Raw genomic sequence first — 13348 nt, 5'->3', positions numbered from 1 at the left:
AAAATTATAATCTTGTCATAAAGCAACTGCATGCTCTTATTCATGATGAGAACAATCAAATTGCCAATCTCAGTAATGCCAGTGCCCTGCTAAACCAATTACTTGACCGCATAAACTGGGTTGGATACTATTTAATGGATACAAATCAACAATTAGTATTAGGCCCATTCCAAGGTCTTCCTGCATGTGTCCGAATCCCGGTTGGTAAAGGTGTGTGCGGAACATCTGCCTTAAAAAAAGAAACAGTTCTTGTTCCTGATGTTCATCAGTTTCCTGGTCATATTGCATGCGATGCAGCTTCCCAGTCAGAGATTGTTGTTCCAATGGTCAAAGATGGACAGCTTATTGGAGTTCTTGATATTGATTCTCCTGAAAAGAACCGCTTTGATACGTTAGATCAACAAAAACTGGAAGAATTTGTAGCTGTTTTAGTTCAGCATGTATAGAAGAGAGCACAGAGGAAATTTCCCCTGTGCTCTTTTTATTTTGGAACTGTTAAACTTGCTTGTTGATTGGAGAGAAAGAAGCTTCGCTTTCCGTGGGCAGTCCGGGAGCCTCATCGGCGCTTAGCGTCTGCGGGGTCTCAAAAGACAAGCTTTTCCCGAAGAAGTCTCACTGTATTCGTTCCAATCAATAAAGTGAATAAATCAACAATGTCCTTTGTCATAGCCTTATTTTAAATCCTTTCCAGTGCCTGTTCGAGGTCTTCTTGGATATCCTCCCATGCTTCTAAACCAACAGATAGCCGCAGCAGCGTATTAGCAATCCCCATTTTTCTTCTCTCCTCCACTGGTACCACAGCATGGGTCATCGTTGCAGGATGTTGTATTAACGTCTCGGCGTCACCGAGACTAACTGCGATTTTAATTAATTGTAATTGATTTATTAACTGTTGTGCCGTTTCTTTTGTACCTTTTATAGTGAACGAAATAAGTCCGCCAGGTTGTTTCATTTGTTTTTTTGCGATTGAATAATCTTGATGTTCCCGATTGCCGGGAAAATAAATCGATTCGATTTTCGGATGCCTTTTCAAAAATTCAAACAGTTTAATGGTGTTCTCACAGTGGCGGTCCATGCGTACTGGCAGTGTTTTCAACCCTCTTAATAGAAGCCATGCATCAAAAGGAGAGATCACCCCACCGATGTCTTTTTGGGTGGTCCTTGACACTTGTCTAATAAACTCCTTCTTTCCAATGATAAGCCCGGCAATAACATCCCCATGTCCGCAGATATATTTTGTTGCACTATGAATGACAACATCACAACCAAGAGTAAGAGGGGTTTGTAAATATGGGGAACAAAATGTGTTATCAACAACAACGGGAATCCCCTTTTTATTCGCTATCATTGCCACCATTTCCAAATCTACCAGCTTCATTGTAGGGTTTATTGGCGTTTCAATATAGATACATGAGGTGTTTGGTCGGATTTCTTGATCTAATGCTTCCTTTGAATTCATTAAAGAAAAGTCGTGATCAATTCCATATTTCTCTTTTAATAACTCTAACAACCCAAATGTACAACCATATACTCCTTGCGAGCAAAGGATATGGTCCCCTGTTTTTGTTAAGGCCACTAACACTGCACTGACGGCAGCCATTCCTGACGAAAACGCTAAGCCTGCTTCACCTTGTTCAAGGACTGCCATCCGTTCTTCCAATATTTTCACCGTTGGATTTCCTAAGCGTGAATAAATAAATCCCTCTTCCTGACTTGCAAACCTTCTTTCTCCTTGTTCCGCACTTGAAAAAGTAAACGTGGATGTTTGATATAACGGGGGAACTAAACTATCTTGATGTTCATCTGTCCGGTAGCCTGAATGAATAACTTCCGTTTCAAACCGTGATTTCTTTTTCCCCATTTTGGACTCCTTTCTGCTTGAAAACGTTTTCATTTATTCGTATATATTATGTTGGTTAGGTAAATATCGTTAGGGCACCATAAATGAGTGCCCTCCTCTTAACCAACCCTTATTTTTTGCTCTTGAATGACGACTTTGTTCTTCCCAGTCTCTTTTGCAATATACAGCGCTTCATCTGCTCGTTTAAATAAGAAGTTGTATGCATCAAGCCGTTGCTTGTTCCAATATGAAACCCCACATGATACTGTAACATGTGGATCCGAAGATTCGGATATTTTTTTCACTATTCTTTCAGCAACAGCTGCACCTTTGTCTAAGGGGACACCAGGAAGATAAAGTGCTAACTCTTCTCCACCCCAGCGGGCTCCGATATCTTCTCCTCGGATATTTCTTTTGATAAGGTTTGCTACCTGAACAAGAACTTTATCTCCCACCTGGTGACCGTATGTATCATTTAATTCTTTAAAATTATCAATATCCAGGAGGATAAAGGTACCTTCTTCTGACTCTTTCATAGACCGCTGAATCTTTTCATCCAAAAATTTGCGTGAATGGAGTTTCGTAAGATGATCTGTAATAATCATATGCTCTAACTCTTCTCTGAGCATGGAATTTGTTAGTGCAAGTGATGAATGATGGATAAGAGACTGAAGGAGTTTAAATGTATCAAAGGAAAAGAAATATGGCTTTTGATGCATCACAATGGAAAAACCTTTTAGTTTTTCGCTATGAATCATTGGAATCGCCAGAATCGAATGAAATCTAGGATTTTTTATATTGTTGAGGTTGCAATCTCCAATAAACAAAGGATTTTTCTCCAATTCAATCTTTCCACTTAAATAATCAATATAAATTTGGGCTTGTTGCGTATAAAAGTAGGGTGTTGAGCCTGGGAGTATTTTTACCTCAGCATGTTCGTTTGTGAATAAGAAAAACCCAACTTCTTGTGCATGGATGGAAGAAATAATTTGTTCGGACATATATGTCATCGTATCAACTAAACGCAGATTTGAATTTAAGCAATGAGAAGTTTCGTTTATTAATTGCAAATTGGAGATTTCTTGCTTTGATTGTTGATAGAGATGGGCATTTTCCAATGAACTCCCTGCAGCACTTGCCAGTAATTGAAGAAATTCTAGCTCATATTCAGGGAATTCAGTCGCTGGAGTTGTGATTATTTGCAAGACCCCACAGGTTACTTGTTTCCCTTTTAGGGGTGCATATATAATGGTATGGTTAATAGCAGAAGTAATGTATTCAAATTGAAGCTCCCCTGATACATAGGCTTTAATGGCTGCAATATTTTCACTATCATATTCAAGGTCAATAATCGGGAGATCATTGTGGCTGTATGTATCCTGTGAAAGCAATAAGGAAAACGAGAAGTCAGGATAAAACTCCTTTAGTTTTACACATAATTCTCCCAACAGGGTCTCTACATCCAGAAATGAATGAAGTGATTCTGTAATCTGTATTAACTGTTTAAATCTGTTTATTTGCCATTCTAAATCAATTTCGAGAATATCCATTAAGGTTTCACCCGATCTAATTCCATATATATACATAGTACCCTAATTATAGTTAATTTTCAGACACTTTGGCGATATTTATTTGAATAATTTATTAACATTATGAAATAATCTTTCCGACAAAAAATTCACGCGTCACTACTTCTAGAAATTATTCTTGACTTTCTTAGTATAAAAATTATATAATACTCTTTGTGTAAAATATTGCAGCCTATTGTGTTCACTTTGAATTGTCTCATTTTATTCCTCATAAAGGTAGATAGCCTTTAAATGATGGTGTATCTTGTAACCCTTAGCTGCTAGGGCGAAGGTGCATGAAAATAAAATGGCTGTCAAAGAGTCTCATAACGGTTTTTATTTTACCAAAATAAAAACACTAAGGAGGAGTCATTCATGGCTCGTTATACTGGCTCTAGCTGGAAAATTTCCCGTCGTCTTGGAATCTCTCTAAGCGGCACAGGTAAAGAATTAGAAAAGCGTCCTTACGCTCCTGGACAACATGGTCCAAACCAACGCAAAAAGCTTTCTGAATACGGATTACAATTACAAGAGAAGCAAAAGCTTCGTCACATGTATGGTGTAACTGAGCGTCAATTCCGTAATCTTTTTGATAAAGCTGGCAAATTAAGCGGCGTACACGGTGAAAATTTCATGGTTCTTCTTGAATCACGTCTTGATAATGTTGTTTACCGTTTAGGTCTTGCTCGCACTCGTCGTGCAGCACGTCAATTAGTTAACCATGGCCACATCTTAGTTAACGGTTCACGCGTTGATATCCCATCATTTCGCGTAACTGCTGGTCAAACAATCAGCGTTCGTGAAAAATCACGTAACCTTGATGTTGTCAAAGAATCAATCGAAGTAAATAACTTCGTTCCTGATTATTTAACTTTTGATGCTGACAAATTAGAAGGTACTTTCACTCGTTTACCAGAGCGTTCTGAATTACCTGCTGAAATTAACGAAACACTAATCGTCGAGTTCTACTCACGTTAATTGATTTGCTTATTAAATAGCAATCACAAAAGCCCTAGAAACTGCGTTATATCAACGTTTCTAGGGCTTTTTATTTTTACTCTGCTTAGTAGAATATTGTATTCTCCCCCAAAGAAAAAGGCTTTGGTAATATCATGACTTTAATATCTATGTTCTAAATATTATAAGGTACATAAAAAAAGACCGTAAATCTTTCATGGATCAACATCTTCTTTAGTTCGTTTGATTTGGAGCAAAAGAAAAAGCACCACATTGGGTGCTTCCAAATGTTTTTATTCCACTGACAAAGAAACAGTTAAATAACCTAAATGGTTTAGACAAAAAAACCAACAGAAAAATACTCTGTTGGCTTTTTTTGTTTCTCCATGGAAAATTAGTATTTATTTAGCTCCTTAATCGGAGTTTGAATGATGACTGGATCCTTTTTAGGATCCAACCATTTCAAGATGTTGACAACATTCGTTTGAGTAGTTGAGGTACATCCCAGTGTATAGCCACTTCCAATGTGGAAGAAGATCGCACTACCTTTATACGGAGTTCGCTGTGTATTGTAGTTGATAACGAAACCATAGGTATAAGCTGCGATATTCATGTTTTCAGCACTCTTCCACTGCCCTTGTGTTTTACTTCTTGATTGCCAACTGTTGTAAAGTTTTGAAGTTGGATCATCTACCCAAACATCATCGCTTGTGATTTTTCTATATGTCATTTTGGTTCCTGGATTTCCATAACGTCCAAATGCGGTTCCAAATGTAAACTTCCCAATTGGAGACTTTTTACCGCCTTCACGCATACTTGCGGCAGTGGCAAATCCATATTTACCAATATGGCCTGTTGTGGTTAAAACAGGAACCCATTTGCCTTGGGAATTCCTCTCAAATGTACGAATTTTAGCATTAGAGGTATTGTAGCCATTAGAAGTGACAAGAATTAACTGTTTGTTGCTTCCTACTGTCTTTAAACCTTCCGCCAAATTCTTAGGCGGTGTAGGGGCAGCGGGTTTTTTAGTCGTTAGGTATTGATTGGATGCCCAACCTGTTTTACCACCAACAGTTACTCTATCCCAAGAACCTTTAGTTTGTGAAACTGTTACAGCTTGGTTTTTCTTAACAGTTGTTACCACTTTGTAGGTCGTTCCCGGACCAGTTCTGACATTCAATGCAGTCGCTGTGACATATTTTGTTACGCTTGTCGCAGCATGAACCGGTTTAACCACATGAAATCCTGTAAATAAAACAAACATTGCAACAAAGATTGCAAATCCCTTTTTAAACATCTACTTTCATTCTCCATTCTAGTCATTGTAACTTATTTATTTTTTATTATAGAACGATTATATCATTCTATTTCAATAGGAATTAAAGCAGTAGGTGAAATAATTGTTTAACTTCTCACGCTTCATTTCGAATGCTAACGGCATGAATAAGTCCGGCTGCCATTTTAATTTACCTCGGTCTCGTATTGCCATTTCGGTCACCTCCCTGGTTTTATCATCCTTATTATACACAAACAAACGTTCTGTATCACGCAAAAATAAAATCCCTGGTTAGGCTTCAAGAACTGCTCTTCCTCAACTCATGCACCCTTTAGCTTAAGTGAAACTCTTTACAATTCAGCTGTTACACAAATTTTAACACTAAATAATGAAAGACAAATCACAAGGATTTCTTGGGAACTAGCGCCGTTCCATATTTCTGTTTTGTACATACTTTGGAATTACGATGGAAAGGTGGCCCTTTACATGGCAGAGGGTGCATACGGAGCTAGCTTTGCACTAATCATTGTATTGTTTATACTTCTTGTCATCGATGGAGCAACTTGGTGTTAAAAGATTCCAATAATGGCTGGTGGCGTGAAAAACAACACAACAGTCCAATCCATATTTTGTAATTCTGTTTAAATGGAAAAAATAAGATAAATTAAAAGGGGTTAAGTACATGATTCACGTTTTATTTGTATGTCTGGGGAATATTTGCCGTTCACCGATGGCTGAAGCTTTGTTTCGCGACTTAATCAAAAAAGAAAATTTGACTAACAAAATTGCAGTTGATTCCGCTGCAACCAGTTCATGGCAAATCGGCTTCCCTCCGCACGAGGGAACTCTTAATATTCTAAAGAAATACAATATCTCTTGTACTGGGCTTGTAGGTCGCCAACTAAAGAAAGAAGACAATTGGAAGTTTGACTATATTATCGGTATGGACGAAAGCAACATAAAAAATATTTATAGGATAATCGGCAAGCCAAATCATCCAAAGATCATTAGGCTGCTCGACCTGACCAAATACAGGAAAGATGTCCCCGATCCATTTTTCACAGGTGATTTTGATGAAACCTATCGTCTTGTTTCAACGGGCTGCCGGGCATTAATCAAGAAAATACGCAGCGAACAAAACTTATAACAACAAGGTATCCATCTTAATCCGATGATCAAAACAGTTTTTATTTCACTAAACCCATTTTTTGAAATTGTAAAATACGGTTACTAAACAAAAATTTCAACAACACCTGTGCGATAACGTAGTGGTCGCTGTTATCGGAGCTACAATTTCTGCCGAAGTCAGTGATGTTTTCCTTATCCGATTTCGGAGATTAAGATGTTAGATGTACTTGATGCAACTTTTCAATCTGATGTTGATATAGTTATGACTAAGGGAACGTCATCTTCCCAAGTGTGCAAGGGCTTTATCGATACTTTTAAGGATGATCAATTATATTTATAACCATGTTGGCTGAACACCCGTTAGCCATCTATGAAGCGCAAAATCAGTGCTTCACCACAGAGAATGAAAATATAGTGAACTGTCCATACTGGTTCTTAATCCAGTCAATCCAATCCAGAGATCAATGAATTGTGGCTCTCTCCATTTTTTTAAACGAATGAGAAGGGTCTTCTTTGGTATTGTCTTTTTTCGAAGTTAGAGAAGTTTATTTTCATGGCAGTTTAATAACAAAAGCTACCAAAAAGGCAGCTCTTTGTAAAATATCTTTTTTATGAAGTTTTAATTGAAATCTTTTTGGTATAGTCTGAAAGCACTTATTGCTTTGGGCATTATCGCATTTATTATTAAATAGTAACAAATAAGAATTTTCATTTTATAAATATCAATTACTTTTTCACTGAATACTTGTGAATGAAATTACTTAAACAGCCGGTGGCGTTTATGGATTGCTTGTGATTATTTTCTTCATGACATTCGTGGTTAAGAAAAAATTCTTTAAAACATCTATTACTGCAAACATTTAAAAGGGCCGTCCTGGCCCTTTTTTGTTTTTCCCAAGAGGGTACTTGTTTGAACGAGAGCAATCTACCTATGTGATAGTCTGCCTTTTGACTCCATTTGTAAAGCATAGAGGAATTTTTTGATGTCGATTCGGGTAGTTGCGGTGTGGCTTTTTCCTTCCAATTCGAGCATTTTCATTCTTACTTGGGTGTAGTCGAACAATTTGGATGAGTAGTATTCAAATGTTGGGTTGGCATAATCGGTTAATCCCAGTGAAGCAAGATGCTCGAGCACCTGTTGGAGGATACGGCGGATCCGTTGTTCCACAGCCTTGGCTTCTTTTCTTATTTCCTCGGAAGAGACGGACGAACCAAGCCGCTTTTTGGCCGCCTGCTCATACAGATCCTTCAAAGGCAGGAGCTCCCGATTTCCCACCATGTCCCATTGATGTAAAATTTCTAGAAGATCCAACAAATCCTTTTCACCGTTTTTGCCAACAATCCCAAGTTCAAGCAGGATGCTTTTGGCAGAGGACGGAAACAAAGGTTGTTTACTTGGGAGAGTGTTCTCAAACAGCCGTTTTTTTGTATTGTGCGTAGTTAAAAAACTTAATGACTTTTGAATGTTATGAAGTGATTTTTCCAGTAACAGATAGTCACTTACTTTCTTAATGACACTTACCACCTCAAGCCGGTTAATCGGCTTTGTGATATAATGCTCGACACCTAGGGAATACGCTTCGCTAATCATATCCTTCGTTTCGACTTGGGAGATCATGATGATTTTTCCCCGAAAGGAGGGAGCAATTTCTCTGACTGTCTCAATCCCGTCCCTGATGGGCATGAGCAGGTCAATCATTAGAATATCAACTCCCTGTACATCGAGGGTATGGGCATCTACTTCAGCCCCGTCGGCTGCCTCCCCCATCACCGAACCCAATCCCTCTTCTTCAATAATATTGGATAACATCCCTCTGATAGTGGGGGTATCATCGACAATAAAAAATTTCACCGTAAATCACCCCTTTTTCATTAAATTTACAACCGGAAGCTGAACTTCAAAGGTTGTTCCTTTTTCTTTTGAAGACTCAATCAGGTTAATTTTGCCATCAAGATTTTCAATGACACTTTTTGTGTAGGATAAACCAATTCCATTAGAAGCGATTCCGGCTTGGTCAAATTTCGTCGTAAAGCCTGGTTCAAAAATATACGCTTTGTTTTTTTTAGAAATCCCGTTTCCATTATCCTTTATCGTTATTTTGACTAGGTCTTGAACCTTTTCAACCGTTACCACAATCTGTCCCTCCTGATGGATGGCTTCCACAGCATTGGCGACAAGATTATTGATTAGGGAAAGGAGGATAAAAGTGCGGTACTCCGGATGTTCACCGGAAATTCTTACCTGGAAACCAATCGTTTTCCCGAGCAACTCACTATAATTTTTATTCGAGATGGTTGCAACAGAAATGATTTCCTGAATGTTCATAAAATCATCTAATTTTTCTTTGGCCATTAATTTGGACAAACCGGCATATATACGTTGATTATCTTTTTTAATCTCGTGTAATTCCCCGGCGATTTTCAGCATCGCTTGCGCTTGTTTCTGATTGTTTAGAGCTTTTAAATCACGATAAATGGCATAGCAGGCGCTGGTTAACTTCTCCGCATCTCTCGCTGATTTTTCCAATTGAAACATTTCTACATGCAAATTTGAGACTAATAGTAAAACCTCTTCGGTCCGCTTTTTTTGCTGCTCTTCAGCCAACCTAGTTTCCCGCACTAAGATGGTATTGAAAAAACCGAGGACAAAGAAGCTGCGGATGATCGCTACCCCTATAATAATCAAGAAGCTCGAGGTTGTCATTTTCATATCGGTTGTAAAATGGCGAATGGTCATTTCGGTAACATTCCCCATGATTTCGAGCACCATGCCAAGCAGACCAATGAGTAGCGGCCGATGATACAATTTCTTCACCTTGAAAATATGGAAAAACATGCCGAAGACCATGTAATAAAAAAACACGGGAAAATGGTTAGGGAAATCGAATGAGCCAACCTGTACCTTGTCCAGAATAATCCGAAAACAAACAACCGCACTTCCCGTTAAAAAGCCGGCTAAAATGGGATGGATTTTTCGTGACCATAACAAAATGAAGAAGAATACAGTTGTACTCATGCTGAATCTTAAATCAGCACCGCTTAAGGGGTAAAACTTTAATTCTCCAGTAATGGGCACAGCAATCATCATAAATAAATACGCTAATAATTTATCGCGAATACAATCACTCCCTTTCTATCGTAAAAAAAATATTATAAATTGTAAAAATATTTTTAATCATTTTTGTAGTTTTTTGTAGTTTATCGTAGTACTGCAGGTATGATGTAAATGTGGAAACGTTTACAAACTATATTCTACTATAATAGTATCAAAAAACTTATCGATGGGAGAGAAGTGAGTGAAAAAAATTAGTTTAGCATGGCAAATTTTTATTGGTTTAATTCTTGGGATTATTGTGGGTGCAATTTTTTTCGGAAATCCGCATGTTGAGCAATTTTTACAGCCGATTGGAAACATCTTTTTACGATTAATTAAAATGATTGTCGTGCCGATTGTTATTTCATGCCTTGTTGTCGGTGTGGCCGGTACGGGCGATATGAAATCGTTAGGGAAGCTCGGCGGAAAAACGCTACTTTATTTTGAAATTATTACAACGATTGCAATCGTTGTTGGTTTGTTAATCGCCAATGTTTTCCATCCTGGTACAGGCGTGGACCGTTCACAACTCGTTAAAGCGGACATCAGCTCCTATGTAACGACTGAAAAAGCAACGGAGTCACACTCCAAAATTGATACATTTGTGAATATCGTACCGACTAATGTTGTGCAGGCGTTCGCAAATGGGGACATGTTGGCAATTATTTTCTTCTCCGTAATGTTTGGACTTGGCGTTGCGGCAATCGGTGAAAAAGGCAAGCCGATTATCGCGTTTTTTAGGGGTACTGCTGATGCGATGTTCTTTGTAACCAATCAGATTATGAAGGTTGCTCCATTTGGAGTGTTTGCCTTAATTGGGGTTACGGTTTCGAAATTTGGGCTGGAATCATTAATACCGCTCGGAAAATTGGTTGTTACCGTTTATGGCGCAATGATATTCTTTATTATTGTGGTCCTAGGCATTGTTGCGAAAATAGCCGGCTATAATATTTTCAAGCTATTAGCTTACCTGAAAGACGAATTAATTTTAGGGTATTCCACAGCAAGTTCGGAAACCGTCCTTCCGAAAATTATGGAAAAAATGGAGCGAATCGGCTGTCCGAAAGGAATTACTTCATTCGTGATTCCGACTGGCTATTCCTTTAATCTCGATGGTTCAACCTTGTATCAGGCGATTGCAGCACTGTTCATCGCGCAAATGTATGGCATTCATATGAGCATTGGACATCAGATTACATTAGTCCTTATTTTAATGGTTACCTCAAAAGGGATTGCAGGTGTCCCTGGTGTTTCAATTGTCGTCCTGCTTTCAACCTTAGGAAGTGTCGGTGTTCCAGTCGAGGGCTTAGCGTTTATTTTAGGCGTAGACAGGCTGCTGGACATGGCCCGTACATGTGTAAACATTGTTGGCAACTCACTAGCTGCTATCGTTATCACAAAATGGGAAGGTCATAAAGTCAAAGAACACCCCGAAGAACAAGCTGCATAAGCGATCATACTGGAAAAGGCACAACTAGTGGATAATAGCTAGTTGTGCCTTTTTGGTTTTTATAGACAATATTCTAGAGATGGAGCAGAAAGTGTCTAAAAAACTGCATTTTAAAGACAGAAATACCACGCCAAGGACTGGGTCTTTTTCTATCGTCGATTGACCCATTGGATTGATTTCCGATATAAATACGCTAGTATGATATAAATAACGATAACAATAGCGGCAGTCCAAAGTCTTTCTTGTAAAACACCGTCTGCAAAGAACACAGGACCTAATCCGAAAAATGTCACTAATGCGATGAGAATGATATATATGAAGTGTAGTAAAAATTTCACTTGATTCACCCCCAGACAGCTATTTCCTTTGTATATTAGACGAATACATTTAACACGTTGTTACAAGGATTCTGTTGCAGCCAAAAAAAGGGCTTTGAACTCCAAAGCCCTTCTCCTATTAGTATTTGATTAATGTGTACTTCTTTTTACCTCTTCTAATAATCGTAAATTGTCCTTCGATCCGATCTGTATCCGCTAGTGCGTAAGCGGTATCTGTGATTTTTTCGCCATTAACAGTGACTGCTCCATTAGCAATATCTTCACGTGCTTGACGCTTGGATGGAGAAATTTTCGCCGCAACTAAAAGATCGACCAAATTCTCCTCATTTTGTGAAGTATACGCTGGTACATCTTTAAAGCCCTGCTCGATTTCCGAAGCTGAAAGGCTTCTTACATCCCCGCTAAATAACGCCTGAGAAATTTTAATTGCCTGTTGTAAGGAATCTTCACCGTGAATCAAACGAGTCAGTTCTTCTGCTAATACCTTTTGGGCCTTACGAAGATGCGGTTCTTCCTGAACAGCTTTTTCTAATTGTTCGATCTCCTCGTGCGCTAAGAAAGTGAAAATCTTCAAGTATTTAACGACATCAGCATCAGCGGTATTAATCCAGAATTGGTAGAATTCGTAAGGTGTTGTTTTTTCAGGATCTAACCAAACCGCTCCACTTTCTGTTTTTCCGAACTTTGTACCGTCTGCTTTTGTAACAAGCGGAATGGTTAACCCATATGCCTTCGAGCCTTCTGGCTGTACTTTGCGGATTAATTCCAACCCTGAGGTTATGTTCCCCCACTGATCACTTCCACCAATTTGCAATTTACAATTGTGATGCTCATATAAATGCAGGAAATCCATCGCTTGTAAAATGGTGTAGGTGAATTCAGTGAATGAAATACCTGTCTCAAGCCTTGATGCAATCGTATCCTTTGCAAGCATATAGTTGACACCGATATGTTTTCCAATGTCACGCAAGAAGGTAACGACATCCATTGACCCTGCCCAATCATAGTTATTAACCATGACTGCCCCATTTTTGCCTTCAAATTCGAAAATAGATTCTAGCTGTTTCTTGATACCTGCTACATTATCTTGAACAGTTTCAAGTGTTAACAGCTTTCGTTCTTCACTTTTTCCACTTGGATCGCCAATTAAGCCTGTCGCTCCACCGACTAGTACAATCGGACGGTGCCCGTGCTGTTGAAATCTCCTTAATGTTAAAAACGGCAGTAAATGGCCGATATGCATACTATCAGCAGTAGGGTCAACACCGCAATATAATGAAATTTGTTCCTTACTTAATGAATCCTTCAAACCTTCTTCATCGGTTTGTTGATAGATGATTCCTCTCCACGCTAAATCCTGTAATAAATCCATTCATATTCCCTCCAATTTGGTCAAAAAATAAAAACGCCCCTGCAAAAATGCAGGGACGTAAATTTACGCGGTACCACCCAGCTTGAGGAAAATTCCTCCAACTCAAAAAATTAACGGTTTATGCCGTTCTCCGCTACTTTTAATTCATTTTCACAGAGAAAGCTCAGGGGAGTAATTCATTCTTCTATATGTATCAGCTTGCACCACCGCTGACTCTCTACAAACAGGGATAGAAGAACTACAGTTGGTTCCCTTCACAGCTTTTTATTAAAGGCTATTTTCGCATTGATTGTTGTTTTTCGTATTAGTTTATCAACCCGTTTAA

12 protein-coding genes and 1 other annotated feature are annotated in these 13348 nt (G+C 38.6%); of the genes, 5 read left to right on the top strand and 7 right to left on the bottom strand.

The window, feature by feature from the left end:
• Positions 1-446, top strand: a 446-nt coding sequence (locus V7137_RS04825; protein ID WP_335697005.1) for a GAF domain-containing protein, incomplete at its 5' end; no start/stop codon positions are given.
• Between the two features lie 230 nt (positions 447-676).
• Here the strand turns inward: V7137_RS04825 and megL are convergent.
• The gene (megL, locus tag V7137_RS04820; protein WP_335697004.1) at positions 677-1861 is read right to left on the bottom strand and encodes a methionine gamma-lyase; all 1185 of its coding nucleotides are present in this window, start codon (positions 1859-1861) and stop codon (positions 677-679) included.
• 98 nt (positions 1862-1959) lie between these two features.
• The gene (locus V7137_RS04815) at positions 1960-3390 is read right to left on the bottom strand and encodes a sensor domain-containing diguanylate cyclase (protein WP_335697003.1); all 1431 of its coding nucleotides are present in this window, start codon (positions 3388-3390) and stop codon (positions 1960-1962) included.
• A 393-nt stretch (positions 3391-3783) separates the two neighbouring features.
• On the opposite strand from V7137_RS04815, the gene rpsD reads away from it, so the two are divergent.
• Entirely contained in the window at positions 3784-4386 is a 603-nt protein-coding gene (rpsD, locus tag V7137_RS04810) for a 30S ribosomal protein S4 (protein ID WP_335697002.1), read from the top strand.
• A 373-nt stretch (positions 4387-4759) separates the two neighbouring features.
• Here rpsD and V7137_RS04805 read toward each other — a convergent pair whose 3' ends face one another.
• Positions 4760-5662, bottom strand: a complete 903-nt coding sequence (locus V7137_RS04805) for an SH3 domain-containing protein (RefSeq protein WP_335697001.1) — start codon at positions 5660-5662, stop codon at positions 4760-4762.
• 465 nt (positions 5663-6127) lie between these two features.
• Between V7137_RS04805 and V7137_RS04800 the strand changes: the two genes are divergently transcribed.
• Together V7137_RS04800 and V7137_RS04795 are read left to right on the top strand one after the other, a co-directional pair.
• Entirely contained in the window at positions 6128-6214 is an 87-nt protein-coding gene (locus V7137_RS04800) for a YjcZ family sporulation protein (RefSeq protein WP_335697033.1), read from the top strand.
• A gap of 109 nt (positions 6215-6323) precedes the next feature.
• Complete coding sequence (locus V7137_RS04795) at positions 6324-6788, top strand: low molecular weight protein-tyrosine-phosphatase (protein ID WP_335697000.1); 465 nt, start codon at positions 6324-6326, stop codon at positions 6786-6788.
• A gap of 906 nt (positions 6789-7694) precedes the next feature.
• Here the strand turns inward: V7137_RS04795 and V7137_RS04790 are convergent.
• Both V7137_RS04790 and V7137_RS04785 read right to left on the bottom strand, forming a co-directional pair.
• Positions 7695-8621, bottom strand: coding sequence for a response regulator (locus V7137_RS04790; RefSeq protein ID WP_335696999.1), 927 nt, complete (start codon positions 8619-8621; stop codon positions 7695-7697).
• 6 nt (positions 8622-8627) lie between these two features.
• Positions 8628-9857, bottom strand: coding sequence for a sensor histidine kinase (locus V7137_RS04785; protein WP_335696998.1), 1230 nt, complete (start codon positions 9855-9857; stop codon positions 8628-8630).
• 208 nt (positions 9858-10065) lie between these two features.
• Here V7137_RS04785 and V7137_RS04780 point away from each other — a divergent pair, with 208 nt between their 5' ends.
• On the top strand, positions 10066-11313 hold the full coding sequence (locus V7137_RS04780) for a cation:dicarboxylate symporter family transporter (RefSeq protein ID WP_335696997.1): 1248 nt from the start codon (positions 10066-10068) through the stop codon (positions 11311-11313).
• Positions 11314-11462: 149 nt separating this feature from the next.
• Here the strand turns inward: V7137_RS04780 and V7137_RS04775 are convergent, their stop codons facing one another.
• The gene (locus V7137_RS04775; protein ID WP_335696996.1) at positions 11463-11651 is read right to left on the bottom strand and encodes a DUF6954 family protein; all 189 of its coding nucleotides are present in this window, start codon (positions 11649-11651) and stop codon (positions 11463-11465) included.
• A gap of 118 nt (positions 11652-11769) precedes the next feature.
• Positions 11770-13023, bottom strand: coding sequence for a tyrosine--tRNA ligase (tyrS, locus tag V7137_RS04770; RefSeq protein WP_335696995.1), 1254 nt, complete (start codon positions 13021-13023; stop codon positions 11770-11772).
• A gap of 48 nt (positions 13024-13071) precedes the next feature.
• Positions 13072-13290, bottom strand: a binding site (T-box leader).
• Between the last annotated feature and the right edge of the window lie 58 nt (positions 13291-13348).

It is taken from the genome of Neobacillus drentensis, from assembly GCF_036962765.1.
GTDB classification, from domain to species: Bacteria; Bacillota; Bacilli; order Bacillales; family Cytobacillaceae; genus Neobacillus; species Neobacillus drentensis_C.
Note: the sequence above shows the minus strand (reverse complement) of the source record. Positions and strands in the feature narration are given on the sequence as shown.